The sequence below is a fragment of the Streptomyces sp. bgisy027 genome, from assembly GCF_057710365.1.
In genome coordinates, this window is the sequence record NZ_JBYIVZ010000004.1 from 45,909 (window position 1) to 72,687 (window position 26,779).

Annotated in this window: 23 protein-coding genes; 9 read left to right on the forward strand and 14 right to left on the reverse strand. The window is 71.3% G+C overall.

The window, feature by feature from the left end; genetic code table 11:
* Nucleotides 1-315: 315 nt before the first annotated feature.
* On the reverse strand, nt 316-1,824 hold the full coding sequence (locus AC3ETA_RS05360) for an SCO1417 family PLP biosynthesis transcription factor (protein WP_432191640.1): 1,509 nt from the start codon (nt 1,822-1,824) through the stop codon (nt 316-318).
* Nucleotides 1,825-1,926: 102 nt separating this feature from the next.
* Between AC3ETA_RS05360 and yczE the strand changes: the two genes are divergently transcribed.
* From yczE to AC3ETA_RS05380, 4 genes are all read left to right on the forward strand, one after another.
* A complete protein-coding gene (yczE, locus tag AC3ETA_RS05365; RefSeq protein WP_488187629.1) occupies nt 1,927-2,607 on the forward strand; it encodes a membrane protein YczE in 681 nt (226 codons plus the stop codon).
* On the forward strand, nt 2,604-3,374 hold the full coding sequence (locus tag AC3ETA_RS05370; protein ID WP_432191642.1) for a glycerophosphodiester phosphodiesterase family protein: 771 nt from the start codon (nt 2,604-2,606) through the stop codon (nt 3,372-3,374). Before yczE ends, AC3ETA_RS05370 begins: the two co-directional genes overlap by 4 nt.
* 61 nt (nt 3,375-3,435) lie before the next feature.
* Entirely contained in the window at nt 3,436-4,794 is a 1,359-nt protein-coding gene (locus AC3ETA_RS05375; RefSeq protein WP_432191643.1) for an MFS transporter, read from the forward strand.
* A gap of 278 nt (nt 4,795-5,072) precedes the next feature.
* Nucleotides 5,073-5,447 carry an RNA polymerase-binding protein RbpA gene (locus AC3ETA_RS05380; RefSeq protein WP_003977404.1) on the forward strand — a complete coding sequence of 125 codons (375 nt, stop codon included), beginning with the start codon at nt 5,073-5,075 and terminating at the stop codon, nt 5,445-5,447.
* A gap of 207 nt (nt 5,448-5,654) precedes the next feature.
* Here the strand turns inward: AC3ETA_RS05380 and fxsA are convergent, their stop codons facing one another.
* The 4 genes from fxsA to AC3ETA_RS05400 form a co-directional block, all read right to left on the reverse strand.
* Nucleotides 5,655-6,209 (reverse strand): FxsA family membrane protein, encoded by a 555-nt coding sequence (gene fxsA, locus AC3ETA_RS05385; protein ID WP_432191644.1) that lies wholly within the window; start codon nt 6,207-6,209, stop codon nt 5,655-5,657.
* A 138-nt stretch (nt 6,210-6,347) separates the two neighbouring features.
* Nucleotides 6,348-7,196 carry a polyprenol monophosphomannose synthase gene (locus AC3ETA_RS05390; protein WP_432191645.1) on the reverse strand — a complete coding sequence of 283 codons (849 nt, stop codon included), beginning with the start codon at nt 7,194-7,196 and terminating at the stop codon, nt 6,348-6,350.
* 552 nt (nt 7,197-7,748) lie between these two features.
* The gene (locus AC3ETA_RS05395) at nt 7,749-9,353 is read right to left on the reverse strand and encodes an amidohydrolase (protein ID WP_432191646.1); all 1,605 of its coding nucleotides are present in this window, start codon (nt 9,351-9,353) and stop codon (nt 7,749-7,751) included.
* A 132-nt stretch (nt 9,354-9,485) separates the two neighbouring features.
* Entirely contained in the window at nt 9,486-9,926 is a 441-nt protein-coding gene (locus AC3ETA_RS05400; RefSeq protein ID WP_030951019.1) for an Lrp/AsnC family transcriptional regulator, read from the reverse strand.
* Nucleotides 9,927-10,194: 268 nt separating this feature from the next.
* Here AC3ETA_RS05400 and AC3ETA_RS05405 point away from each other — a divergent pair, with 268 nt between their 5' ends.
* A complete protein-coding gene (locus tag AC3ETA_RS05405; RefSeq protein WP_432191647.1) occupies nt 10,195-10,632 on the forward strand; it encodes a hypothetical protein in 438 nt (145 codons plus the stop codon).
* A 29-nt stretch (nt 10,633-10,661) separates the two neighbouring features.
* Here the strand turns inward: AC3ETA_RS05405 and AC3ETA_RS05410 are convergent, their stop codons facing one another.
* Together AC3ETA_RS05410 and AC3ETA_RS05415 are read right to left on the reverse strand one after the other, a co-directional pair.
* Nucleotides 10,662-11,795: a phosphotransferase family protein gene (locus AC3ETA_RS05410; RefSeq protein ID WP_432191648.1), complete on the reverse strand. Its 1,134-nt coding sequence runs from the start codon at nt 11,793-11,795 to the stop codon at nt 10,662-10,664.
* Nucleotides 11,796-11,808: 13 nt separating this feature from the next.
* Nucleotides 11,809-12,912 (reverse strand): Rv3169 family protein, encoded by a 1,104-nt coding sequence (locus AC3ETA_RS05415; RefSeq protein WP_432191649.1) that lies wholly within the window; start codon nt 12,910-12,912, stop codon nt 11,809-11,811.
* A 140-nt stretch (nt 12,913-13,052) separates the two neighbouring features.
* On the opposite strand from AC3ETA_RS05415, the gene AC3ETA_RS05420 reads away from it, so the two are divergent.
* A complete protein-coding gene (locus AC3ETA_RS05420) occupies nt 13,053-13,304 on the forward strand; it encodes a hypothetical protein (protein WP_432191650.1) in 252 nt (83 codons plus the stop codon).
* On the opposite strand, the gene AC3ETA_RS05425 is transcribed toward AC3ETA_RS05420, so the two are convergent.
* Nucleotides 13,267-14,439, reverse strand: coding sequence for an acyl-CoA dehydrogenase family protein (locus tag AC3ETA_RS05425; protein WP_432191651.1), 1,173 nt, complete (start codon nt 14,437-14,439; stop codon nt 13,267-13,269). The two genes, AC3ETA_RS05420 and AC3ETA_RS05425, sit on opposite strands and share 38 nt — an antisense overlap.
* Nucleotides 14,440-14,773: 334 nt before the next feature.
* Here AC3ETA_RS05425 and AC3ETA_RS05430 point away from each other — a divergent pair, with 334 nt between their 5' ends.
* Entirely contained in the window at nt 14,774-16,012 is a 1,239-nt protein-coding gene (locus tag AC3ETA_RS05430) for a glycoside hydrolase family 18 protein (protein WP_432191652.1), read from the forward strand.
* A gap of 64 nt (nt 16,013-16,076) precedes the next feature.
* On the opposite strand, the gene AC3ETA_RS05435 is transcribed toward AC3ETA_RS05430, so the two are convergent.
* From AC3ETA_RS05435 to AC3ETA_RS05450, 4 genes are all read right to left on the reverse strand, one after another.
* Complete coding sequence (locus AC3ETA_RS05435) at nt 16,077-16,736, reverse strand: TetR/AcrR family transcriptional regulator (RefSeq protein ID WP_432191653.1); 660 nt, start codon at nt 16,734-16,736, stop codon at nt 16,077-16,079.
* 213 nt (nt 16,737-16,949) lie between these two features.
* Nucleotides 16,950-18,323, reverse strand: a complete 1,374-nt coding sequence (locus AC3ETA_RS05440; RefSeq protein ID WP_432191654.1) for a C39 family peptidase — start codon at nt 18,321-18,323, stop codon at nt 16,950-16,952.
* Between the two features lie 248 nt (nt 18,324-18,571).
* Entirely contained in the window at nt 18,572-20,113 is a 1,542-nt protein-coding gene (locus tag AC3ETA_RS05445) for an amino acid permease (RefSeq protein ID WP_432191655.1), read from the reverse strand.
* A 37-nt stretch (nt 20,114-20,150) separates the two neighbouring features.
* Nucleotides 20,151-21,104: a hypothetical protein gene (locus AC3ETA_RS05450; protein WP_432191656.1), complete on the reverse strand. Its 954-nt coding sequence runs from the start codon at nt 21,102-21,104 to the stop codon at nt 20,151-20,153.
* Between the two features lie 209 nt (nt 21,105-21,313).
* On the opposite strand from AC3ETA_RS05450, the gene AC3ETA_RS05455 reads away from it, so the two are divergent.
* Both AC3ETA_RS05455 and AC3ETA_RS05460 read left to right on the forward strand, forming a co-directional pair.
* A complete protein-coding gene (locus tag AC3ETA_RS05455) occupies nt 21,314-21,967 on the forward strand; it encodes a uridine kinase family protein (RefSeq protein WP_432191657.1) in 654 nt (217 codons plus the stop codon).
* A gap of 436 nt (nt 21,968-22,403) precedes the next feature.
* Nucleotides 22,404-24,257, forward strand: coding sequence for an AAA family ATPase (locus tag AC3ETA_RS05460; protein WP_432191658.1), 1,854 nt, complete (start codon nt 22,404-22,406; stop codon nt 24,255-24,257).
* A gap of 25 nt (nt 24,258-24,282) precedes the next feature.
* Here AC3ETA_RS05460 and AC3ETA_RS05465 read toward each other — a convergent pair whose 3' ends face one another.
* On the reverse strand, nt 24,283-25,371 hold the full coding sequence (locus AC3ETA_RS05465; RefSeq protein WP_432191659.1) for a hemolysin family protein: 1,089 nt from the start codon (nt 25,369-25,371) through the stop codon (nt 24,283-24,285).
* Nucleotides 25,368-26,699 (reverse strand): hemolysin family protein, encoded by a 1,332-nt coding sequence (locus tag AC3ETA_RS05470; protein ID WP_432191660.1) that lies wholly within the window; start codon nt 26,697-26,699, stop codon nt 25,368-25,370. The genes AC3ETA_RS05465 and AC3ETA_RS05470 overlap by 4 nt, the downstream gene beginning before the upstream one ends.
* Nucleotides 26,700-26,779 lie beyond the last annotated feature (80 nt).

The following is a 26,779-nucleotide window of genomic DNA, read 5'->3' on the forward strand; positions in this document are numbered from 1 at the left end:
TCGACCGAGGGGCGCCCTGAAGGCGCGGAGCGGACCCGAGGCCGAGCGCGGCTCTCAAGGCCGAAGGCAGACCCGAGGCCGAGCACAGCCCTCAAGGCCCAACGCAGACCCGAAGCCGAACACAACCCCCAAGGCCCAACGCAGACCCGAAGCCGAACACAACCCCCAAGGCCCAACGCAGACCCGAAGCCGAACACAACCCCCAAGGCCCAACGCAGACCCGAAGCCGAACACAACCCCCAAGGCCGAGGGTGGTCCTGGCGGCCGACGGCCCTGAAGAAGGACCGCACCGACCGCCGCAGGCACGCTCTCCGCTCAGGCGACGAACGGCCGTACCGACTCCGCCGCTCCACTCACTCCGCTCGCACCGCCCTCCACCAGCCGGGCCGCCGCGGCCAGCCTGACCGCGGCCTCCTCGGCCACCGCGCCCCCCACGGTGAACGGCAGCCGCACATACCCCTCGAAGGCGCCGTCCACCCCGAACCGGGGCCCGGACGGCACCCGCACCCCGACCCGCTCCCCCACCTCCGCGAGCCGCGACCCGGACAGGCCCCCGGTGCGGACCCACAGCGTGAGCCCGCCGACGGGCACCTCGAACTCCCACTCGGGCAGCTCGCGGCGCACCGCGGCGACCAGCGCGTCCCGGTTCTCCCGGGCCTGCCCGCGCCGCACGTCCACGGCTTGCTCCCAACCCCCGGTGCCGAACAGCCAGTTCACGGCGAGCTGCTCAAGCACGGGTGTACCCAGATCGGCGTAGGCGCGCGCGGACACGAGACTGCGGATCACATCCGGAGCCGCCCGCACCCAGCCGATCCGCATCCCCGCCCAGAAGGCCTTGCTGGCCGACCCGACGGTGATCACGGTCGACCCGGCGGGATCGAAGGCGCAGACGGGCCGGGGCATTTCGAGGCCCGGGTCGAGCCACAGCTCACTCATCGTCTCGTCGGCGACCAGCACCGTCCCGGCCGACCGGGCCGCGTCGACCAGGCGCCGCCGCTGGTCCTCGTCGGCCAGCGCTCCGGTCGGGTTGTGGAAGTCGGCGACGACATACGCGACCCGCGGCGCCGCCTCCCGCAGCACCTGCCGCCAGCGGTCCATGTCCCAGCCGGACAGCCTCTCGGCCATGGCCACGGGCACCAGCCGCGCCCCCGCCTCCCGCATCAACTGGAGGATGTTCGCGTACGACGGCGACTCGACCGCGATCCGCTCACCGCGGCCCGCGAACAGATGGCAGATGGCGTCGATCGCGCCCATCGCCCCGGTCGTCACCATGATCTGCTCGGGCATGGTGGGAATGCCACGCTCCGTGTACCGCTCGGCGATCATCGACCGCAGCGCGGGCAGCCCGGCCGGATAGTCGCCGTGGGTGTGGGCGTACGGCGGAAGCTCCTCCAGGGCACCCTGGACGGCACGGGTCAGCCACGGCTCGGGCGCGGGCAGGGCCGCGCAGCCGAGGTCGATGATCGAGCCGAGCGCCTCGGGCGGCAGCGGTTCGAGGCCCCGCGCTGGCAGCGGGTTCCCGGCCGGTACGGCGGTCCAGCTGCCGGCCCCGCGCCGCGACTCCAGGAACCCCTCGCCGCGCAGCGCCTCGTAGGCGGCGGCCACGGTCGTACGGCTCACGGACAGCGCGAGGGCCAGCTCCCGCTCGGCGGGCAGCCGCGCGGCGACCGGGACACGGCCCTCCAGGACGAGCAGCCGGATGCCGTCGGCCAGCGCCCGGTACGCGGGCGGGCGTCTGCTGCCCGGCCCGGCCGGGCGATCCTGCTGGGAGGTGAGGAGCCGCGCGAGCTGCGCGGCACCCACCGCGGAAGTCCACTGCGCCATGATTTCCAGTCCACCTTCTCCGAATTGGCCATGGATGACGTTGCATCCCAAGCCACAGGGTGTCACGCATCAGGCCACTACCACCACAGGGGGGGGCACGTCTTGTCCACGCAGGGACAGGTCACACAAGGGCTCGCGCAGGGGCATCTCGTACGGCGGCTGACACAGCTCTACACCGGGCTCGCGCTGTACGGCGCGAGCTCGGCGCTGCTCGTCGAGGCGGGGCTCGGCCTGGAGCCCTGGAACGTGCTGCACCAGGGCCTCGCCGAGCTCACCGGCCTGACGATCGGTGTCGTCTCGATCATCGTCGGCGCGGCAGTGCTGCTCCTGTGGATCCCGCTGCGCCAGCGACCGGGCCTGGGCACCGTCTCCAACGTCTTCGTGGTCGGCGTCGCCATGGACGGCACCCTCGCCCTGCTCCCCGAGGCGCACTCCCTGGCCGTGCGGATCCCGCTCCTCGTGGCCGGCATCCTGCTCAACGGCGTGGCCACCGGCCTGTACATCGCCGCCCGCTTCGGCCCCGGCCCCCGGGACGGCCTGATGACAGGGCTGCACCGGCGCACCGGCCGCTCGATCCGCCTGATGCGCACCGCCGTCGAGATCGCGGTCGTGGTGACCGGCTTCGCCCTGGGCGGCACCGTCGGCGTCGGCACCCTCCTGTACGCGCTGTCGATCGGCCCGCTCGCCCAGTTCTTCCTGCGGGTGTTCGCCGTCCCCGCGGCATCCGACGGCAGCACGGTCGTTGCCACCGGGCAACCCCGGGGAGCGATACTGCGTCCGTGAGCACCACGCGGATACGCCACCCCTACCTCGACCACCCCGGCCCGATCCCCTTCGCCCATCGGGGCGGGGCGGCGGACGGCCTGGAGAACACCGAGTTCCAGTTCCGGCGCGCGATCGCAGCGGGCTACCGGTACATCGAGACCGACGTCCACACCACGCGCGACGGCAGGCTCGTCGCCTTCCACGACTCGACCCTGGACCGGGTGACGGACGGGGCGGGCCGGATCGCCGACCTGACCTGGGACGACGTACGCCAGGCGCGCGTGGCCGGCAAGGAGCCGGTGCCGTTGTTCGAGGAGCTGCTGGAGACCTTTCCCGACGTCCGCTGGAACGTCGACCTCAAGGCGGAGCCGGCCCTTCACCCCTTCCTGGAGCTCGTCGAGCGCACCAACTGCTGGGACCGCGTCTGCGTCGGCTCCTTCTCCGAGGCCCGTGTCGTCCGCGCCCAGCGACTGGCGGGCCCTCGCCTGGCGACGTCGTACGGCACCCGGGGCGTCCTCAACCTGCGGCTGCGCTCCTGGGGCGTGCCGGCCGCGCTGCGCGGTTCGGCGGTCGCCGCCCAGGTGCCCGAGGCGCAGTCCGGCATCCAGGTGGTGGACCACCGCTTCGTCCGGACCGCCCATGCGCGCGGGCTGCAGGTGCACGTGTGGACCATCAATGATCCCGATGCGATGCACCGGCTCCTGGACCTGGGAGTCGATGGCATCATGACCGATCACATCGACACGTTGCGCAAGGTCATGGAGGACCGGGACGTCTGGGTCTGACCCGGTCCGCGGCCCGGCTCCGCCCTCGCGCGGGATCATCACGGGGAAGCGAGGGCACGGGGTGGGCACCGATACCGTGCGAACCGACACGGCCGGCGAGGCCGCGGGGCGGCGGCGCGAGCAGCGCGGCTGGTACTTCTACGACTGGGCGTGCTCCGTCTACTCGACGAGTGTGCTCACCGTCTTCCTGGGCCCCTATCTGACGTCGGTCGCCGAGGAGGCGGCGGACGCGGACGGGTTCGTCCACCCCCTGGGCATACCCGTGCGCGCGGGCTCCTTCTTCGCGTACTCGGTGTCGCTGTCGGTCATCGTGGCCGTCCTGGTGATGCCGCTGGTGGGTGCGGCCGCCGACCGCACCGGCCGCAAGAAGCCCCTGCTCGCGGCCGCCGCCTACACGGGGGCGGCCGCCACCACGGCGATGTTCTTCCTGGACGGCGACCGCTATCTGCTCGGCGGAGTCCTGCTGATCGTGGCGAACGCGGCCCAGTCGGTCGCGATGATGCTCTACAACTCCTACCTCCCGCAGATCGCCCCGCCGGAGGAACGCGACGCGGTCTCCTCCCGGGGCTGGGCCTTCGGATACGCGTCGGGCTCACTGATGCTGATCGTGAACCTGGTCCTGTACCTGGCACACGACTCCTTCGGCGTCTCGGAGGGCACCGCCGTCCGCATCTGCCTGGCCTCGGCCGGCCTGTGGTGGGGCGCCTGGGCGCTCATCCCGCTCCGGCGACTGCGCGACCGCCGCTCCAGCAGCGACCAGGTGGCCGGGCGGGCGGGCGCGATGGGCTTCCGGCAACTCGCCGCGACGATCCGCGACATGCGCCGCCACCCGCTGACCCTCGCCTTCCTGCTGGCCTACCTGATCTACAACGACGGCATCCAGACCGTGATCTCCCAGGCGTCGATCTACGGCTCCGAGGAACTGGGCCTCGGGCAGTCCACGCTCATCGGAGCCGTACTGCTGGTCCAGGTGCTGGCGGTGGCGGGCGCACTGGGGATGGGACGGCTGGCCCGGATCTACGGGGCGAAGCGGACCATCCTCGGCTCGCTCGTCGCGTGGACGGTGACGCTTGCGGCCGGATACTTCCTGCCGGCCGGGGCGCCGGTCTGGTTCTTCGTCCTGGCGGCCGGCATCGGACTCGTCCTGGGCGGCAGCCAGGCGCTGTCCCGCTCCCTGTTCTCGCATCTCGTCCCACCGGGGAAGGAAGCCGAGTACTTCTCGGCATACGAACTCAGCGACCGCGGCATGAGCTGGCTGGGTCCCCTGCTGTTCGGGCTCACCTACCAGCTGACCGGAAGCTACCGGGACGCGATCATCTCCCTGGTGGCCTTCTTCGTCATCGGATTCGTCCTGCTCGCGAGGGTGCCGGTGCGCAGGGCCATCGGCGACGCGGGCAATCCGGTGCCGACAACGATTTAGCGTTCCGAGGGAAAGGGCGGTAGTGTACGCGTTTGGCCTGCCAGGCGTACCGTTACTGCGCGTCAAAGATGCCGAAACGCTGGGTTACATCTGCTAGCAGATGTGACAAACCGGGCGCCGGTGGGTACGACATTGGTCAGCAAGGCTGCGGCTACGACGGCGACGCACGACCCGGAACGTGACGCGGAACGGGAATCTTTACCGCCGACCGGACGTTGACCGGATGACGACGACAGCGACACCTGTCCTGTGGGCGACAAGCCCGGGAGGCACGATTCATGAGTGAGCGAGCTCTTCGCGGCACGCGCCTCGTGGTGACCAGCTACGAGACGGACCGCGGCATCGACCTGGCCCCGCGCCAGGCCGTGGAGTACGCATGCGAGAAGGGGCACCGGTTCGAGATGCCCTTCTCGGTCGAGGCGGAGATCCCGCCGGAGTGGGAGTGCAAGGTCTGCGGGGCCCAGGCACTCCTGGTGGACGGCGACGGCCCTGAAGAGAAGAAGGCCAAGCCCGCGCGTACACATTGGGACATGCTGATGGAGCGGCGTACCCGCGAGGAACTCGAAGAGGTCCTCGAGGAACGTCTTGCGGTGCTGCGCTCCGGGGCGATGAACATCGCGGTTCACCCCCGGGACAGCCGCAAGTCCGCGTAGTCCCGCGCGGCTTGGACTTACCAGGTAACGCGTACAACCGCGGGCGCCGTACGTCTTGAAGACGTACGGCGCCCGCGGTTTCGCGTGCCCGTTTTCCGGTGGGAGCGTGTGGCCGTTCCGGATCCGGGTGCCGCATACCGCCTGCCCGCATCCGGATACAGGTGAAGGGCCCGGGCGCCGAGCGCACGGACCCGTCCCGTCGGCGGCTCAGCCGGTCAGCGGCGGCCGCGGCTCCTGCGGGGCGTCGGCCGGCTCGTCCCGGATGACCTCACCCTGCACGACCTTGCCGTCGGGGTGGTGAATGCGGGCCTGCTGGAAGGCGTCACCGAACGAACCGGCCGTCGCCTCACGGAGTTTTCGGTCGAAGGTCCGCTCGGCGTAACGGCTCAGCACTTTCTGGACCGGCGGTATCAGCAGGAGCAGGCCCAGCGCGTCCGAGATCAGACCCGGCAGCATGATCAGCAGGCCGCCCAGCATCATCAGACCGTTGCCACCGCCGCTTGCCGGGGTGCCGCCGCGCTGGAGCGCCTCGTTCAGCGCCTGGAACGCACGCCGGCCCGCCCGCTTGATCACCACCGAGCCGAGCACCAGACCGGCGACCAGCAGCAGGAACACCGCGAGCCCACCGATCGCGTCCGCGACCACGGTCAGCAGCCAGATCTCCAGCACCAGCCACGCGGCGACGGCCAGCGGCAGGAAGGTGCGCAGCCGGGAACGCCGCGGCCGGGCGGGGTACGTCGGGGTCGGTGCGCCAGTCGTCATGCGTCCAGTGTGCCTGGGCTCGGCTCAGAGCGGGATAAACGGACGGCGAGCACTTGCCGCGCGGTCAGCTGCGCGGCCACGGGACGACCCCCGGCGCGGCCTTCACCGACGCCGGGACACCGGCCTGTGCCTCGGGCCCTACGCCTGTGACTGCGGAGGCTGCTCGGGCTGCGACTGCGGCTGCGGCTGCGACGAGGCCGGCTTGGGGCGGCCCAGCAGCTTGCCGACCCGCTCCTGCGCACCCCACGAGGTGACCCGCCACAGGGCCTCGACAAGGATGTCGCGGCTCATCTTGGAGTCACCGAGCTCCCGCTCGACGAAGGTGATCGGCACCTCGACCACGTGGTAGCCGGCCTTCACCGCGCGGCGGGCGAGGTCGACCTGGAAGCAGTAGCCCTGGGAGGCCACGTCGTCCAGGCCGAGGCCCTCCAGGGTCTCGCGGCGGAAGGCGCGGTAGCCGCCGGTGATGTCGCGCAGCGGCAGGTCCAGGGCGACGCGGGAGTACAGGCTGCCGCCGCGGGAGATGAACTCCCGGGACCTGGGCCAGTTCACGACCCGGCCGCCGGGCACCCAGCGGGAGCCGAGCACGAGGTCGGCGCCCTTCAGGGCGGTCAGCAGGCGGGGCAGTTCCTCGGGCTGGTGGGAGCCGTCGGCGTCCATCTCGATCAGGACGCCGTAGTCGTGCTCGATACCCCAGCGGAAGCCCGCGAGGTAGGCCGCGCCGAGGCCCTCCTTGCCCTTGCGGTGCAGGACCTGGACGTGGTCGTCCTCGGCGGCCAGCTCGTCCGCGAGCTTGCCGGTGCCGTCGGGGCTGTTGTCGTCGGCCACCAGGACGTGCGCGTCCGGCACCGCCACCCGGACCCGGCCGACGATGCTCTTGATGTTCTCCGCCTCGTTGTAGGTCGGAATGATCACCAACGCCGTGCCGAGCGGACCGAACCGCTTCCCCCGGTCCTGTGCCGCGAGGGTCCCGTCGCCGTCGTTCACTGCTGCCCCTTCATCTCTACGCAGAGGACAACCATAGTGGTCGCGGCCTGCGCTGACGTGACAGCACGTTCGTACGGCGGCGCCGATTGCGCAAGAGCCGGGTGAGTGCGGGTTCCGCGCGGCCCGCGCTGCGGTGCACGCACGCTGCGGATGGGGGCCCGGCGCCCTTCGGGCCGACCTGGGACCCGCTGGCTGCGGGTCGACCGAAAGCCGTTGTCTACTGAGCGCCCGGGCCCCATCCGGGTCACACCTTCCCGACCGGCCGCAAAGTTCCGTCGTCGCCGCGCGAGCGCTGAGCCTGGCTCCCAGTGGCGGTGCCCGGTGCGGCACCGTCCCTGACCCAGCGGCGTTGCGACGGGCTCCCGGAAGTTCCGCGGTTGCCCGGTCGGGCGTCCGGTGGTGGACTCCGCCGAACCTACCGGCCTCGGGCCTCCGCCTGTCAACAGCCGTTTGACCTGCGGTTTTTCACCCCCTTCGCTGGTCAGCGCAGAGGATTCGCAGGTCGCGCGACGGGGCGGCGCGCGGTGATCGGGTTCGCGCCACCCCGGGAGATCACTCGCCCGGCCGTACGAAGACCGTTCGTCCGCCCACCACCGTGCGCAGGCAGACCGGCAGGTCACGGCCCGGGGTGAGGTCGGGCAGGCCGGGGGTGCCGGAGCGGGGGTCGGTGGACCAGCGCGCGACCCGGTCGTCGGGGGCCTGGACCACCAGTTCGCCGGTGCGCCACACGGCGTAGTCGGCGGGTGCGCCCGGCATCAGGACACCCGCGTCGTCGCGTCCGATCGCCCGCCAGCCGCCGCGTGTGTGCGCCGTGAACGCGGCGCGCACCGACACCCGGTGCTCCGGCGTGTGGTGGAAGGCGGCCGCGCGGACGGTGCCCCAGGGGTCGAGCGGTGTGACGGGGCTGTCGGAGCCGAAGGCGAGCGGGACGCCCGCGCGCAGCAGGGCCGCGAAGGGGTTGAGGGAGCGGGCACGCTCGGCACCGAGGCGCTGGACGTACATGCCCTCCTCGCCGCCCCACAGCGCGTCGAAGGCCGGCTGCACCGAGGCGGTGAGGCCCAGTTCGGCGAAGGCGGCGACGGTCTCGGGGATGAGCATCTCGGCATGCTCGACCCGGTGCCGGGCGGCGCGGACGCGGGCCAGGCCGACCTTCTCGGCGGCGGCACGCACGCCCTCCACGACGGCGGTCACTGCGGCGTCGCCGATGGCGTGGAAGCCCGCCTGGAGGCCCGCCTCGGTGCAGGCGGCGACATGGGCGGCGACGGCGCCCGCGTCCAGATAGGCGGTCCCGGTGTGGCCGGCGTCGGCGTACGGCCGGTGCAGACAGGCGGTGTGCGAGCCGAGGGCGCCGTCGACGAAGAGGTCACCGGCGGCGCCGAGCGCGCCCAGCTCACGCGCCCTGGCGATGTCCTGCTCGGCCCAGTAGCCGACGACCCGGGGTCCCGCCTCCTCGGCGGCGAGCCGGAGCAGGCCGGTGAAGTCGTCCTCGGAGGAGATGTCCGGCCCGCCGCACTCGTGGACCGTGCCGATCCCGAGGGAGGCCGCGTGCGCCAGGGCGGCCCGCTGGGCCTCGACGCGCTGGGCCGGGGTGATGGAGGCCAGCGCGGTCGCGCGGACCGCGTGGTGGGCGTCGGCGACGAGCGGGCCGTCGACGGCGCCGAGTTCCCCGGGCGTCATCTCCAGCAGGGCCGTGGTGACGACCGCGGAGTGGACGTCGATGCGGGACAGGTACAGCGGGCGCCCGCCGGTGGCCGCGTCGAGTTCGGCGCGCGTCGGCGGGCGGCCGCCGGGCCAGCGGGCCGCGTCCCAGCCGTGGCCGAGCAGGACGCGGTCGTCCGGGCGGGCGGCGGCGAAGTCCCGTACGAGGGCGAGAGCGGCCTCCAGGGACGGGGCGCCGGACAGGTCGAGGCCGGTCAGGGCGAGGCCCGTGGCGGTGGTGTGCACATGGGCGTCGGTGAACGCGGGGGTGACCAGGGCACCGTCCAGGTCGACGACCTCGTCCACGCCGCCCGCGAAGGCGTCGGCGGCTCCCTCGGACCCGACCCAGGCGACCTGACCGCGCTCCACGACCATCGCGGTGGCGAAGGGGTCGGCGGGACTGTGCACTTCTCCTCGGCGCAGGAGAACGGTCTTCGGCTGGGCGGCGGTCTCACTCATGGGGACCAGTCTCGCGCCTCCGCCGGCAGCCTCTCGACCGGGGTCTCCTGCACCGCCGGCAGGGGCGCGGGGCACTGCGCGACCAGCCCAGGACGGCCCGCAGCCGAAGAACATCCACCGCCCGAACGGCGATCAGACCTTCGGCGGCCTCGCCTCGTACGGCGTCGACAGGACGACCGTCGTCCGCGTGGAGACCCCCGCCAGCGACCGCACCCGGGCCAGCAGCTCCTCCAGCTCGTGCGGCGTGGCCACGCGCACCTTGAGGATGTAGTTCTCGTCGCCCGCCACGCTGTGGCACGCCTCGATCTCGGGCACGCCGGCGAGCCGGTCCGCTATGTCGTCGGGGGCGCTGGGATCGAACGGTTTCACCGAGATGAAGGCCGTCATGGGCAGCCCCACGGCCTCCGGGTCGACGACCGCGGCATAGCCGCGGATGACGCCACGCTGCTCCAGCCGGCGCACCCGCTGGTGCACGGCCGACGTGGACAGGCCGGTGGCCTTGCCCAGGTCGGTGTAGCTCATCCGCCCGTCCTTGACGAGCAGCTGCACGATTTGTCGGTCCAGCTCCTCCATGGCGCAAGAACCTACAGTGCGGCTGATCTCCTCGGATACCTCAGCAGACCAGGTCATGCCCGGTTTGTGATGTGGCGCGCGGCCGGCTGTGAGCCGCCTGAGGGACAAACCGGCCGCCTCGGGCACCTGCGAGCGGCATGTGACGAAGGCCACAGGCCCCGAACAGGCTCCGTGATGTACCCGTGATTAATGCCGAGACGAGGCGGGAAGTGCTTGCTGTGGTCGAGGCCGCAGTGCCGTCACGGCCCAGCCCGAGGGGGAGAATCCCATGCAGAGTCTTAAGCGCCCTGGTCGTACCACGCCCAAGCGGCAGCAGCCGGTCGTCGAGCCCGCTCCGGAGGGTGTCGAACCCGACGCCCTGGAGGACGACGAACTCGACGCGTACGACACCTTCGAGATGTACCGGGTGATCTGCCCGGACTGCGCGCAGCCCATCGCCCTGCTGGCGGACGAGGAGGTCCTGCCGGAGCACGCGCTGTGTGCCTCGCCCTGGAACCCCTTCGGCCTCACGGTCTGCGCCGGGACGGGCCGCCGGGCCGCCGAGGCCCGCTCCGCCGACCAGTCCGACGAGCCGCAGGAGCAGGACACCGCCCTGCTGTTGACGCTCCCTCAGGGACTGGACTGGCGGACACAGCCCTTCTCGCACGTCGGCGGACCGGGCTCGCGCCCCATCAGGGTCCCCGTCATGCGGCGCCAGGCCGCCTGAAGCGCGTTCGGCGTTCGTTCGCGCCTCGCTCAACTCCAGTAGCTGCCCTGCACCATGGCTCGCAGGCTGCCGTGGTGCAGGATCAGTGTGTCCGGGTCCGCCGGGACGGCCACTTCGCCGAAGTGGGCCTGCCGGTAGGCGATGCGCAGCATGACGACGCCGTGCCGCAGGGCGGCGTACAGCGTGTAGAACTCCATGTCGCGCGGGGTGTGGCCGGTGAGTTCGGCGTAGCGGGCCTCGACGCGGTCGCGGCGCAGGAAGTCCGGGAGTCCGGGCTGTCCGAAGGCGACGGTGAGGTCCTGGAAGAAGCGGTGCAGATAGACGGTCCAGCCGAGGTCGACCTCGCGCGGGGCCAGGGCCGCCATCTCCCAGTCCAGTACGGCAGCCGGGGTGAACCCGTCGTAGACGACGTTGCCGATGCGCGCGTCGCCCCAGTTGAGCACGGGTGTCCCCGGATCGCGTGGCCAGAGGTCCTCCAGCCGTGCGAACGCGTCCTCGATCAGCGGTGAGCGGGCGAGTCCGTCAACCACCCATTCGTAGTACGCGCGTTGGGCCGTCACGTGCCGCCGCAGGGCGTCCCCCTCACCCGGCAGGGCGAGGAACTCGGCCTCCTTGTGCGGCACTTGGTCGTGCAGCCGGGCCAGCAGGTCGACCGAGGCCGCCTCCAGGCGCTCACGCTCCTCGTCGCTCGCCGCGTGCAGCCAGTTGCCCTCGTAGGTGTACGGCATGACGTCCGGCGGCACGCGTCCCGCGACGCGCTCCATGACGAAGAAGGGCGCACCCAGCGGACCGGGGTCCTCCTCCAGCCACAGCACCCTGGGCACGGGCAGATCCGTGTGCTCGGCGACGACGCGCATCGTCCGGTACTGGCGCGGCATGTCGTACACCGGGAAGACCGTGTAGGCCGCCGGGTCGGCCGCGAGCCGCAGCGCGCACGCGGGCACGGGTGCCTGAGGGTGCCGGATCTCGAAGAGCAGGGTCTCGCTGGACAGGCCGTTCGACTCGGGGACGGTGACGCCGACCGCCTCGGCGCCGGGCAGCCGGGTGCGCAGCCAGGCGTTGAGGCGGCGGGCGATCTCCTCCGGGATGGGGGTGCCCCCGCGTGAGCGAAGCCGGGCGTTGGGCAGGGTGCTGGTGCGCGGGCGCGGTGCCTTGGCTGCCATGACGCAAATCCCCCTAGGGTGCGACCGACCTGAAGTCCGCGAAGCCGCTCGGGTCGTGCCGCCCGAACGAGCCGTGCTCGAAGACGCCGTGACCGGTCCGGCCGTCCAGCCGGAAGCGGGCGGCGTGGTCGGTGACGCCGTACGCGGCCAGGGGGTGGGGCTCGGTGAGGTCGTAGGTGCGCCGGTCGGTCCAGCCGCGCCCGCGCCAGGTGCCGTGCTGCCAGTCGTCGGCGGGTGGATAGCCGGCGCCGACGGCGAGCGGGGAGGAGGTGAGGATCTCCACCTCCAGCTCCTGCGGCTTGCGGAGGTCGCCGAGGTGGATGAGAGCGCGTTCGGGCCGACGGGTGCCCGGGCGGTAGGTGATCTCGGCCTGGGGCCAGCCGAGTTGGGTGTCGCGCCGGCCGGGACGGACCAGCGTCGCCTCGTTCAGTGAGCGGTGCCCGTCGGCGTCCTCCTGGAGGATCACCATCAGGAACCGGTCCTCGAAGCGGACCGGGCACCAGATCCAGTGGAAGCCCTCCGTCGGGTGCTCCTCCGCGAGACGTCCGCCCTCCTCCCCCGGTATGGGCCGCACACCCCAGCTGCGGTCGCGGGTGCCGGTCCACCCGGCCTCGGTGACCCGGAACTCCTCGTCCCCGGCGCGGATCACGCCCGCCACGCTCCCCGCCTGCACGAAACGGCGCCCTTCGAGGGTGAGCCGGTCGCCGCGGCGCTGGACGTGATGGGGTTCCCACAGGGCCTGGAAGCCGGCGGTCCAGGTGAGGTCGTACGACAGGGAGTCGTCGTCCCCGACGAGGCGCAGCCGGCGCAGCGGCTCCTCGACCTCGATCCGGAGCGGCCCGACGGCGAGCCGCATGCGGTCGTCGCCGAGCGCGTCCGAAGCGCGTACGGCGTGCAGGGTGTCCCCCACTCGCAGGGTGGCGTAGGCGTCGATCACCCCGGCGTTCGGGTACACCCCGAGCCCGAGGATCAGCAGCGCCCGCCCCTGATGGTCGAGGACGTGGAAGATGCAGCGGTCGTAGGCGTTCCGGTCGCCGGTCGCGACGTGCTTCATGGACAGCGGCACCTGGTGCACCGGGTACTCGTCGAGCGGTACCGGGCGGTCGTCCTCGGTCATGGCGAACCTCCCTGGACGCGAGCTGCGCTGACGGTACGTCAGACAGCCTCGGGTGACCAGAGGGGGAACCGGACGCGGGTGAACTCACGCCCGATTCCGACCGGCGGTGACTTGTCCCGCCACCTCCGCGTTGCCCGGGTATGCCCCACACCTACTACGGGACCGGGCCCCAGCGCCGCGTCTTCGTTCCCCGGCCCGCAGGAACGCTTCAGCCGCCGGCGCCCCCGCAGCAGCAGGATCCGCCGATCTACCGCGACCTGATGCGGATGTGGGCGGACCGGGGCCGCACCCTGCCCGGGCGCCACGACCCGGAGTGGATCCGGCTCGCGGCGCCGACGGTCAAGCACGGCCAGTTCAGCGTCCCTCGGGACCAGCTAGGTGACGGGCGATGACCATCCGCTGAATCTGGTTGGTGCCCTCGACGATCTGGAGGACCTTGGCCTCGCGCATGTAGCGCTCGGCCGGGAAGTCCGCGGTGTAGCCGTACCCGCCGAGGATCTGGACGGCGTCGGTGGTGACCTTCATCGCCGTGTCGGTGCAGTGCAGTTTGGCCATCGCCGCCTGCTTGGCGAACGGCCGGCCGGCGTCCCGCAGCCGCGCCGCCGCCAGGTACAGCGCCCGGCCCGCCTCGATCTGGGTGGCCATGTCGGCGAGCATGAAGCGCAGGCCCTGGAAGTCGGCGATCGGCTTGCCGAACTGCCGGCGCTCGGTCGCGTAGGTCACCGCCTCGTCGAGCGCGGCCTGGGCCACCCCGATCGCGCAGGCCGCGATGCCCAGCCGGCCCGAGTCGAGCGCGGACAGGGCGATGGCGAAGCCCTGGCCCTCCTCGCCGATGCGCCGCTCGTCGCCGACCCGGACACCGTCGAAGTGGACCTGGGCGGTGGGCGACCCCTTCATGCCCATCTTCTTCTCGGGCGCCGCCGCGCTCAGACCGGTGGCGTCGGCGGGCACCAGGAACGCGCTGATCCCGCGCGGGCCGTCCTCACCGGTGCGGGCCATGACGGTGTAGAAGTCGGCGATGCCGCCGTGGGTGATCCATGCCTTGGTACCGGTGATGACCCAGTCCTCGCCGTCGCGCACGGCCTTCGTCCGCAGCGAGGCCGCGTCGGACCCGGAGGCCGGCTCCGAGAGGCAGTACGCGCCGAGGAGCCCGCCGCCGAGCATCGCGGGGAGGTGCTCGACCTGCTGCTGCTTGCTGCCGTGGGTGGCGAGCGCATAGGAGGCCAGGGTGTGCACGCTGACGCCCAGGCCGACGGTGAGGCGGACCGCGGCGAGTTCTTCGAGTACCTGGAGGTAGACCTCGTACGGCTGGTCGCCGCCGCCGTACTCGGAGTCGTACGGCAGGCCGAGCAGTCCGGATTCGGAGAGCAGGGTGAAGACCTCGCGCGGGAAGCGTCCGGCATCCTCCTCCTCGGCCGCCTTCGGGGCGATCTCGCGCTGCGCGATGTCGCGGACGAGCGAGATCAGATCCCGGGCCTCGTCCGTGGGCAGTTGACGGTCCACCGGCTGCGGGGCGCGGTCGGGCATGTCGACGATCCTCCCTGTCGGGCACGTCGGCGGACGTACGCCTTGGGTGGGGCGGCTCCGCCGGGTCTCACTGGTGCCGGGCCGATGCTCGCATTCCCGGGTCTCGGAAGCTGCTGACCAGCGGCTGTGCGCTGCGAGTATGCCCGATCGGAGGCATCGAGTCACCAGTTAACGACCGCTCACTTCAAGAAGTGTCCGACACGTCATCAACACTTCCAAAATTGGTCCGAACCATTGACGTACTGGTCTAGTCCTCCTACCGTGACGGATCAACGCATCATCGCGTTCATGCCAATCGGCACCTGCTCCCCTCTCCCCCACGAGGAGACACCCGATGCACCTTTCGCACCGCCCGCGCACCCGGCTCCGGGCGCTCGTGTCCGCCGCATGCGCGGCCGTCCTCGGCGTCGGACTGCTCGCCGGCGCCGGCACGGCCACCGCCGAACCCGACTCCGCACCGAAGCCGGCCGCCGGCTCCAAGGTCGTCGGCTACTTCACGGAATGGGGCACCTACGACCGCAAGTACTACGTCAAGAACATCGAGACCTCGGGCTCGGCGGCCAAGCTCACCCACATCAACTACGCCTTCGGCAACGTCACCGGCGGCAAGTGCGCGATGGGCGACTCCTACGCCGCCACCGAACGCACCTACACCGCCGCCGAGTCGGTGGACGGCGTCGCCGACACCTGGGACCAGCCGCTGCGCGGCAACTTCAACCAGCTGCGCGAGCTGAAGAAGAAGCACCCGGGCCTGAAGGTCCTGTGGTCCTTCGGCGGCTGGACCTGGTCGACCGGATTCGGCGAGGCGGCCCGCAACCCGGCCGCGTTCGCCCAGTCCTGCTACGACCTGGTCGAGAACTCCAAGTGGGCGGATGTCTTCGACGGCATCGACATCGACTGGGAGTACCCGAACGCCTGCGGTGCCACCTGTGACACCAGTGGCCGGGAGGCCTTCAAGAACCTGATGTCGGCGGTGCGTGCCAAGTTCGGCTCCCGCAACCTCGTCACCGCGGCGATCACCGCCGACGCGACCAGCGGCGGCAAGATCGACGCGGCGAACTACGCGGGCGCGGCACAGTACGTCGACTGGTACAACCCGATGACGTACGACTTCTTCGGAGCCTGGGACGCGACCGGTCCGACGGCTCCGCACTCGGCGCTGAACTCCTACTCCGGGATCCCGAAGGCGAACTTCCACACCTCGGCGACCATCGCCAAGCTCAAGAGCCTCGGCGTCCCGTCGTCCAAGCTGCTGCTCGGCATCGGCTTCTACGGCCGCGGCTGGACCGGCGTCACCCAGTCGGCACCGGGCGGCACGGCGACCGGGGCGGCAGCCGGCACCTACGAGGCGGGCATCGAGGACTACAAGGTCCTCAGGACCAAGTGCCCGGCGACCGGGACGGTGGGCGGCACCGCATACGCCAAGTGCGGGAGCAACTGGTGGAGTTACGACACCCCGGGGACCATCGCGAGCAAGATGACGTACAAGAACCGGCAGGGGCTGGGCGGGACCTTCTTCTGGGAGCTGAGCGGGGACACGGCGAACGGTGAGCTGATCAGGGCGATCAACTAGCCGGTCCCACGGGGGGCCTGGGGCGGGGGACCACGAGACCTCCGCCCCATGCGCACGTCCGGGGTCAGCCCTCCCGGCGGGCCGGGTCGGGGGCCCGGTAGTCGGGGTCGAGCTCCTCGATGGAGCGCATGGCGCCGCCGAGCATCCTCACCAGGAGCTCGCGCATGGTGTCCCGGGGCAGCTCGGGGCGGTCTATCCAGTCGAGGGTGGCGCCCTCCACGCTGCACACCCAGGCGAGCAGGCCCATGCGGGCGATCGGGGCGATGTCGGTCCGGCCGTACGCTCCCTCGGCGAGGGTCGCGACGATCGCCTCGCGCACGCCGTCCCGGATGGCGTGCACCTCGGCGTCGAAGCCGACGCCGCCGCTGACGATGGTGCGGTAGGCGGCCTGGTTGTGCTCGGCGTAGCGCAGGTAGCTGTCGATGGTGCGGTGGACCCGGTCCACCGCGTCCAGCTCGACGCCGCTCGCCGCATAGGTGACCAGGTCGGCGACGGAGTCCTGGATGATGGCCAGGTAGTAGCCGCGCTTGGACTGGAAGTAGTAGTAGATGAGCCCCTTGGCGACATGGGCCTGGCGCGCGATGTCGTCCATGGAGAGCGCGTCGTACGACGTGTCGGCGAACAGCTTCCGCCCGATGGCGATGAGTTCGGCACGGCGCGCCACCGAGCGTTCGGTGCCGCGTGCCCGGGGACGGGCCGCGTCGCGCTGTTGACTAATATTCAATTTAGACCCTGTTGTTCAACGGGCTGCGGGACATCGGCAGTATGTCAGACCTCCACCAGCCACCCGTTCGAGTCTGAACGACTCCGAGCGGCACGTGAACAACAGGGTCGGGATATGTCCACACAAAGGTTTCCGTGTGGGCCGGCTCACAACAGGCCGAGCTGAGTGACGAGCATCGCGGCGCGGAAACGGTTTATGCGGCGGAGACCTTGCTCACAGGACGCCCACCGCCGCGAGCGCGGCGCGCTGGCGCGGATCCGGACACGCGGGGAAGTAGAGGTAGCACACGCCGCCGGTGCCGGAGACGACCTTGCCGCTCGCGTTGTACCGCTTGGTCCGGAGCCAGATGTTCTCCCACTCCCGCCTCTTGTAGACGCGCCGCACGGCCTCGTTGCCGGGCGAGTTCGGGTCGTTGGCGATCACGTCGCCGTCCGCGGTGAAGCCGACGACCGTCATCAGATGGCCGGCGGTGCCGTACCCCGCCCCGGTCAGCTCCTCCTTCAGGAAGGACTGGGACGTTATGGCCGGGATGCCGGCCGCGATCAGCGTCTCCAGGTCGGTGAGCGAGCCGAGCCGGGTGACGACACCCTGGAGGTCGTCGAAGGTGGCGGCGTAGGCGGCGTTGAAGGGCCAGTTCCCGCAGCCCTCGTACTGGTAGTCGTAGGTGTACCGGGCCGCGTGGCAGACCTGCGGGTCGGCGAAGGCCGGGTCGACCCAGGACAGCTGCTCCGGGGTGAGCCGGCCACCCCAGTACTCGACGATCATCTGCGAGGAGGTCGGGCTGCACCAGGCCTCACCGCCGTTGTCGTACTCGGGGTACTGGCCGACGTGGGTCTCCTGCGAGTACCGCGGGACGAGCAGTTCCTGGGCGAGGCCGGGGGTGGAGGCCGGGACGGTGAAGCGGTCGGGGACGTCGGAGCCCATCGCGCCGGCCCGCCAGACCTTCGGGGTGAGCCGGGTGCCGGGCCTGCGGTAGAGGGTCAGCCGCAGCCGGTACGCGGTCAGCCGCAGCCCGGTCGCCGGGTCGTCGATCGCGAACGTGTCCGTCCAGATGCTGCTCCTGCCGTCGCTCTGGTCGTCGACCGAGGTCCGGCGGATGTCCTGGTCACCGGCGGCCCAGCGGCCCAGGACGTACCAGGGGGTGGCCGTGCCGTCGGAGTACGTGCCCTCCAGTTCGATCTGGAGCCAGGTGCCCTCGGGGGTGTGCGCGTTCCAGGAGGCGATCACCTCGGTCGCGGGCACGCCGAGCCGGTGGACCGGGGAGGTCCAGGTCGCGTACTCCCAGCTCGCGGTCCGGCCGGTGTGGGGGTCGGTGTGGTCGACGGTGCCCGCGGGCGCGGTGATCACGATGCCGGGGCGGCGGCCGGCGAGGGCCCGGGTGCCCTGGGCGGTGCCGCAGCGCCAGTCGCGGTACGTGGTCCAGGCACGGTTGTCGACGGTGCGGGCCCGGGCGTCGGCGGGGGGCGGGGCGTCGGCGGCGGTCTCGGCGGTGCTGTCGGCGGCGGCCGGGCCGGTGCCGCCGACGACGGCCGCGGCGACCGCGGCGGCGAGGACGGTTCTGCGGGACGGCTGTTCGGCTCTGCTCATGGGCGGATGACCCCCAGGTGTCCGAGTCGGGCGGATCCTGTGCACGGCTGTCCGCCCACTATGAACGCACAAGGCAGCCTCTGCCAGCACTTCGGTCCCTGGCGTGGCTACGCATATCGGTGTCGGCCATTGGCGTGAACGGGACAAGATCTGGAGCACCAACTCCCCTGCAGGCAGGGTGAGATGAGCAAGACAGCCCCTGGTGCACACCACCGTGGCGGTGTGCACCGGGGGCCGGTTACGGTTCGTCAGACCAGGTCCATCGCCGCCACCTCGTCGGGCCGGCCGTAGCTGACCGGGCCGTGGAAGCGGCGGCGGGCGCTGGTGAACCACCACACCGTGGCCACGGCCAGGACCGCGGCCAGGGCGACCGGCGCGTAATTGAACGAGTCGACGGTGACGGGCGAGGCCTGCGGCAGCATGAACAGGACGCTGCTGACCAGGATCCAGGTCACCGCGACGATCCCGACCGGCCGGCCCCAGCGGCCCAGATGCCAGGGCCCCGGCTGGAACTCGTCGCCGAGCCGCAGCCTGAGCAGGATCGGGACGGCGTAGGCGAGGAAGAGGCCGACGACGTTGACGCTGACGATGGCCGTGAACGCCGTGTGCGACCACCAGCCCGGCACCACCAGCGTCAGCGAGCAGCCGACCGCCAGCCACACCGCCTTGACGGGGGTGCGGGTGCGCGGCGAGACCGAGTGCCACCAGCGCGAGCCCGGCATCGCCCCGTCCCGGGAGAAGGCGAAGATCTGCCGGGTGTTGCTGGTGAGATTGGCGAGCCCGCAGAACAGCATGGCGCCGATCACGATCAACAGCAGTGCCTTCGCGCCGCCGAGTCCGAGTCCGTCGATCAGAATCTGCACCGGCGGCGCGTCGGCGCCCGCGACCCGGTCGTAGTCACGAATGCTGTAGACCAGTGCCAGCATCAGCAGCAGTCCGGCGATTGCCGAGTATGCGATCGCCCGCGTGATCCCCCTCGGTGCGTTGACCGTGGCCCGGACCGTTTCCTCGGACATGTGGAAGCTGCCGTCGAAGCCGGTGAAGGTCCAGCTGGTGACGAGCAGTCCGAGCATGCCGCCGTAAAGCCCGCTCGTGAAACCGGTGTTGTTCGCGAAATGCGTGACATACGAGGCCGGTTGATGGTGATCCGGAATGACGATGAGTGCCGTCACGATGACCACGAGTCCACAGAGCAGCCACCAGACGGAGATCCTGTTCAGTACGGCGACCAACTGAACGGTGTAGGTGTTCGCGAGCCCCTGGAGCACGATGATCAGGGCCGTGATCAGCACCGTGCGGTGACCCGTCGGCTCGTAAGAGGGCCACTGGAGGGTGATGAATGCCTGGATGAAGGTGGCCGCGGCATACCCGGTGGCGGCCGTACCGCCGACCTGGCCCACGAAGTTCAGCCAGCCGGTGTACCAGGACCAGGCGCCCTTGTGGCGTTTGGCGAGTTTTCCTGCGGAGAAGTAGAGCGCGCCGCTCGTCGGATAGGCGGAGGCCACTTCCGCCATCGCTGCTCCCACGAAGAGCACCATGACGGAGACGCCTATCCAGCCGAATACGAGAACGCTCGGGCCGCCCGCGTTCAGACCGAATCCGAATCCCGAGAAGATACCCGAGATGATGTTGATGATGGTGAATGATATGGCGAAATTGTCGAACGCCTGAAAGCGTCGCGTGAGTTTTCTCGGATAACCCATCGCATGCAGTGTGGCGTCGTCGTCGAGCGCGTGCGGATCCGCTCCACCGCGCGCTCGGGCACGCGGGGCGGATATCCGGTGTGACACGGGCCGGACCTTTCTCTCGGTGGGGGGTGACGGCACGTCAGGCGGCCGGCACGGGCAGCCCGCAGGCGCGGCGCGCCCGGGACAGCTGCTCGGCCGGGTCGCCGAAGACGGACCAGGGCATGCGCGAGGCATAGGGACCCATCGCCGTGAAGACGAGGCGTGCCTGCGCCTCGCACCGGGCCATGACCAGGGCATGCGCGAGGTAGGCCAGGTCGAGGACCGGAGTGAAGGGGTAGCCGGCCACCACAGGCAGCCAGCTCTGGTGGATCTCCAGTGCGGTCGAACGCCACTGCGGCTGCTCCCAGACGCGGTCGGCGAGCAGCTGGGTGGGGTCGTAGCACTCGACCAGGGCGACCAGCGGGAGCAGCCGCAGCGGCGAGTCGACGGGGGCTCGCTGGCCGAGGAAGGCGGCGACGTCCCAGGCGCCCGTCACGGAGCCGCCGTAGCGAGGGAAGAAGCAGGCCAGAAAACGGTGGTGGGCCTCGCGGTGCCACGGGTCGAGGGACAGCACGTGCGCGAACAGCCCCCACGGCCCGGGCGGGGCGGTGAGCAGCCCGCGCGGCGCCTGGTCGCGCAGCCGGTGCAGCCGGGCCATGGCGAGCTTGGCCACCCAGGGCGTGGGATCCCCCGGGTCGGCCGTCGTGGCCCGCTCGCAGGCGGCCAGCGCTATCCGCTCCAGCGCCTCGGTGCGCGGGTCGCGGGCGTCGGCCGCACGCAACGCCCGCAGCACGGCGACCCGCGCCCACATCAGGGCGGCCTCGGGGCCCGGCTCCTCCGTCAGCCAGCGCTCGACGAGGTCGGAGTCGGCGGCCTCCGAGGCGAGCACCAGGGAGCGGTGGGCGCGCAGGGCGAAGTCACCGCGGGTTTCGGCCAGGGCGTCGCGGGAGCTGAGATAACGTCCGGCCCGGACATCGACGCATACGCTCGCCAGCACACGGTCGTCGGCCGCCGGATGCCAGACATACTGCCCTTCGAATAACCCCGCGGCCATGTGTCCCAGCCCATCCCCGTTGCGTCACCCCACAGTTGCGCACCTGGCACCTTACTCAGCGTGGACCTCAGGCGGAACGCGGATTTCACTGTGGTGGCCGGAGTTTTTCTGCGGCATTGTGGACATCGGCCGTCTAGTTCAAAGCGACACCTTTTCTCATCCCACCGCAGCATCCGCTTTCACCCACTACTAGAATGTTCCAACGAAATATGCCCAACCCCGACCGGCTTTCAGGAAAAACGATTCACGAGCTCGCCGCGCGGCTGCGCCGCCTCCCCCCGTCCTGCGGACCCGTCCGCCTCGTCGGCGTCGACGGGCACGCCGGCTCCGGAAAGTCCACGTTCGCCGGGCGGTTGGCCCGGGAGCTGGACGACGCCCCGGTGCTGCATCTCGACGACATCGCCAGCCACGAAGAGCTGTTCGCGTGGACGGAGCGCCTGCTGACCCAGGTGATCGAACCGCTCACCGAGGGCCGGACCGCCCACTACACGCCCTACGACTGGCGGGCCCGCCGCTTCGGCGCGCCGATCGCCCTGCCGCCCGCGCCGGTGATCGTCGTCGAGGGCGTCGGAGCCGGCCGCCGCGGCCTGCGCCCCCACCTCGCCCGGCTGCTGTGGATGGACGTGCCGCACGAGGATTCGTGGACGCGGGGTCGCTCACGGGACGGGGAGGAGCAGCGGGAGTTCTGGGAAGGGTGGGTCAGGGCGGAGCTGAGTCACTTCACCGAGGACCCTTCGCGGCCGTTCGCCGACCTTCTGGTTCGGCAGCGCGAGAAGGGATATGAGGTGATTCCTGGGCCTGCAGGGACCGCTGGACCGGACCAGTCCATCACACACGGTGACGACCCATCGGCAATGTGCTGAACTTGTGAAGAGCGCCGCCGGACAAGTTCCCGGAGTGCTTCAACTCGGCTTGACCCGGGGGCCGTACAGGACTTACGTTCTCAATGTGCGGTCGTTCGAGACCGCCCGCAGTCGCGAAGCCCCCGGTTGTTCCCCCGTGATCGGGGGCTTCGTTCTGCCCTGACTCCACTTTTCGGGCGCCGAGAGGCGTGATTTGCTCACCCTCGGTCACCGTCCGCACTCCCCCGATCTGCCTCCACCTCGCCAAACGGCAGGTGCGGCACCCTGGGGCGGGCCATGCCCTCGCAGGTACGATGCCCTCGGTGCGACCTTCGGACGGCCGCGGTGCGCACCGTTGCAACTCCGGTCCGCGGTACGGCGGTTCGATCAACCTGATCATGGCGGCCGACGGCCGGCGGCCTGCCAACCGACGGGGGCACGGTTTGTGGGGGACGTGATGGACTTCGGCACGCAGGGCCCCGAGGCCCCGGCCGACCTCGCCTGGCTGCGAGGTGTGGATGCCTACACCATGGGGGCGTATCCACAGGCGGAGGAGGAGTTCCGCACCGCGGTGCGGATCGACCCCGGGATGGCCGACGGCTGGCTCGGGCTGCACGCGCTGCGCGTCGACACGACGACCGCGCTGCTGCGGATGTTCCGGCACCGGGACCGCTTCGGGGAGCAGCGCGCCCGGCACCGCCGCACGCTCAACTCCTGGTACTGGCTGGGCTGGTGGGTGCAGCCGGTGCTGGAGAGCCCGCGGGACCTGCTGCTGGCGCACGCCTCGCACTGGCTGGACGGCCGGCACGTGCCGGAGCTGGACCGGGCGCTCGCCGGACTCCCGCCCGTGGACACCGACCACCAGGTCCGCTTCCTGCACGCCTGCCGCGCCTATCTGGTGAAGGACTGGGAGCAACTCGTCCGGCACACCGAACCGCTGCTCGACGATCCGATGCTCGGCATCGAGGCGGGCCTGTTCGGCGGCATGGCCCGGGTGCGCCTGGAGATGTACGGGCAGGCCGAACCCCTGCTGTCGGCCGCGCTGATGCGGTGCCGCAGCGAGCAGCCGCAGCGCAAGGAACTGCGCTACTGGCTGGCCCGGGCGCACGAGGGCACGGGCCGCTCCGCCGCCGCCCTCCCCCTCTACCGCGCCGTGCACCGCGTCGACCCCGCCTTCATGGACACCTCGGCCCGGCTCGCGGCCATCGCCGAGGGCGACGGGTACGACGACCCCACCGACCTCGCGGCCATCACGCTCACCGGCTTCGGGCAGGACATGGTCGACGGCCTCGACCCGCTCTTCGGCACCGAGGGACGGGACCTGAAACTGTCGGACCCCGACCTGCCCACGGGCCCGCTGCCGTCGGTGGTGGATCCCGCGGTGCGCGAGAAGACCGCCGTGTCCTCGCAGCCGCTGCCGGCCGGGCCGACCGACCCCGGATTACTCGAGGAGGCGCTCGCCGAACTCGAGCGCATGGTGGGGCTGGAGCCGGTCAAGCGCCAGGTCAAGGCGCTGTCCGCCCAGTTGAACATGGCCCGGCTGCGCACCGGGCAGGGGCTGCCGGTGCAGCCGCCGAAACGGCACTTCGTCTTCTCCGGCCCCTCGGGCACCGGCAAGACCACGGTCGCGCGCATCCTGGGCCGCGTCTTCTACGCACTCGGACTGCTCGGCGGCGACCACCTCGTGGAGGCCCAGCGGGCCGACCTGGTCGGCGAGTATCTGGGCCAGACGGCCGTGAAGGCCAATGAGCTCATCGACTCCGCGCTCGGCGGGGTCCTCTTCGTGGACGAGGCCTACTCCCTCTCCAACACCGGCTACGGCAAGGGCGACGCCTACGGCGACGAGGCCCTCCAAGTGCTGCTGAAGCGGGCGGAGGACAACCGGGACCACCTGGTCGTGATCCTCGCCGGCTACCCCGAGGGCATGGACCGGCTGCTGGCCGCGAACCCCGGTCTGTCCTCCCGCTTCACGACCCGCGTCGACTTCCCCTCCTACCGTCCCCTCGAACTGACCTCGATCGGCGAGGTCCTCGCCGCCGAGAACGGCGACGCGTGGGACGAGGAGGCGCTGGAGGAGCTGCGGTCGATCGCCGGGCACGTGGTCGACCAGGGCTGGATCGACGAGCTGGGCAACGGGCGGTTCCTGCGGACGCTGTACGAGAAGAGCTGCGCGTACCGGGATCTGCGGCTGACGACCTATCCGGGGGCGCTGACCCGGGACGAGCTGTCCACGCTCCGGCTGCCGGATCTGATGCAGGCGTACGGCGAAGTGCTGTCGGGCCGGGGCCCGCAGGATCCGTCGGCCATGTGACGGATCCCGCGGCCCCGTGTCCGGGTCAGCCGGCCAGTGCCTCTTCCGGCTCGCCGCTGCTCACCCGCGGCCCCGTCACCCGTACCTCGGGCAGCTCGCGGTGCGCGGGGTCGCGTACCTCGCCCACCAGGAGCTCCAGTACGTCCTCCAGCGCGACCAGGCCGAGGACCCGGCCGGAGGCGTCGGCGACCTGGGCGAGGTGCGTCGCGGCGCGGCGCATCACCGTCAGGGCGTCGTCCAGCGGCAGTTCCGAGCGCAGGGTCGTCATCGGGCGCCACACCTGCTGCGGCACCGCACGCTCCGACTCCTCCAGGTCCAGGACGTCCTTCACGTGCAGATAGCCCATGAAGGCACCGTTCTCCACCGCGATCGGGAAGCGGGAGTACCCGGTGCGGGCGGTGAGCGCGACGATCTGGCCCGGAGTGACCGCCGGGCTGACGGTCACCAGGGACTCGCGGCCGAGGAGGACGTCCGTCACCGGGCGGGAGCCCAGCTCCAGGGCGTCCTCCAGACGCTCCTGCTCCTCGGGGCCGAGCAGGCCCGCCTGGCCGGAGTCCTCGACGAGCCGGTTGAGCTGCTCGCTGGTGAAGACCGCCTCGATCTCGTCCTTGGGCTCGACGCGGAACAGCCGCAGGATGGCCTGCGCGACCGCGCCGAGAGCGACGGTGATCGGCTTGCAGAAGCGGGCGAACCACACCAGGCCGGGACTGAGCCACAGTGCGACCTTCTCGGGCGCCGCCATGGCCAGGTTCTTCGGCAGCATCTCGCCGATGACCAGGTGGAAGAAGACCACCGCGGCGAGCGCGATGACATAGGTGAGCGGGTGGATCATGCCGGCCGGCAGCCGGGCCCACTCGAACACCGGCTCCAGCAGATGCGCCACGGTCGGCTCGGCGACCGCGCCGAGCGTCAGCGAGCAGACGGTGATGCCGAACTGGGCCGCCGCCATCATCTGCGGCAGCCGCTCCAGGCCGTACAGGACCTGGCGGGCGCGTGCCGTGCCCAGTGGTTCGATCTGGCTGCGACGCACCGAGACCAGGGCGAACTCGGCGCCGACGAAGAAGCCGTTGGCAAGCACGAGCAGCCCGGCGAAGACGAGTTGGAGGACGCTCATCGGGCGACCTCCACCACGGACCCGGTCCGCACCAGCCGCACCCGCTCGGCGCGGTAGTGGCCGACCCGGCGCACCGACAGCCGCCAGCCCGGCAGCTCCGCCCGGTCGCCGACGGCCGGGATGCGTCCGAGCAGGTCGGCGACGAGCCCGGCGACGGTCTCGTACGGCCCCTCGGGCACGTCGAGGCCTATGCGCTGGAGGATGTCGACCCGGCAGCTGCCGTCGGCGTCCCAGGCGGGACGGCCGTCCTCCGCCGGGGCCGCGGCGAGTTCGGGCGGTTCGTTGAGCACGTCGTCGTGCTCGTCGCGGACCTCGCCGACGATCTCCTCGACGATGTCCTCCAGCGTGACCACGCCGGCCGTGCCGCCGTACTCGTCGACGACGACGGCGATGGGCTGCTCGCTGCGCAGCTGGGCCAGCAGCGGCTGGACGGGCAGGGTCTCGGGGACGAGCAGCGCCGGGCGGGCGATACGGCCGGCGGGGGTGCGCAGCCGCTCACTCGAACGGATCGCGAGAGCGTCCTTCAGATGGACCATGCCGACGATCTCGTCGATCTTGTCCCGGTAGACCGGGAAGCGGGACAGACCGGTGGCGCGGGTGAGGTTGACCACGTCCTCGGCGGTCGCCGACGACTGGAGCGCGCTGACCTTCACGCGCGGGGTCATGACGTGCTGCGCGGTGAGCTCACCGAGCGACAGGGTCCGTACGAAGAGGTCCGCCGTGTCCTGTTCCAGGGCGCCGGCCTGGGCGGAGTGCCGGGCCAGCGAGACGAGTTCGCCGGGGGTGCGGGCCGAGGCCAGTTCCTCGGCGGGCTCGATGCCCAGCGCGCGCACGAGACGGTTCGCGACGGCGTTCAGCCCGGCGATCACCGGGCGGAACAGGCGGGCGAAGACGTGCTGCGGGCCGGCGACGAAGCGTGCGACCTGCATCGGCCGGGACACGGCCCAGTTCTTGGGCACGAGCTCGCCGATCACCATCTGCACGGCCGAGGCCAGCAGCATGCCGACGACGACGGCCACACCGGACACCGCGCCCTCGGGGATGCCGATCGCGGTGAACGGACCGCCCAGCAGCTGGGCGAGTGCCGGTTCGGCCAGCATGCCGACGACGAGGGAGGTGATGGTGATGCCGAGCTGGGTGCCGGAGAGCTGGAAGGACAGTTCCTTGAGCGACTCGACGACCCGGTGGGCCCGGCGGTCGCCCTCGGCGGCGGCCTTCTCGGCGTCCGTCGCCTCGACCGTGACCAGGCCGAACTCGGCGGCCACGAAGAAGCCGTTGGCGAGGATCAGGAGGAACGCGGCTGCGAGAAGCAGCAGGGGGATGCTCATGACGCGGCCGCCCCGGTATGTCGGCTGGGGGCGGCGCAGGTACTACAGGACGATCCGTCCATCGCTGGAGGGAATCACTC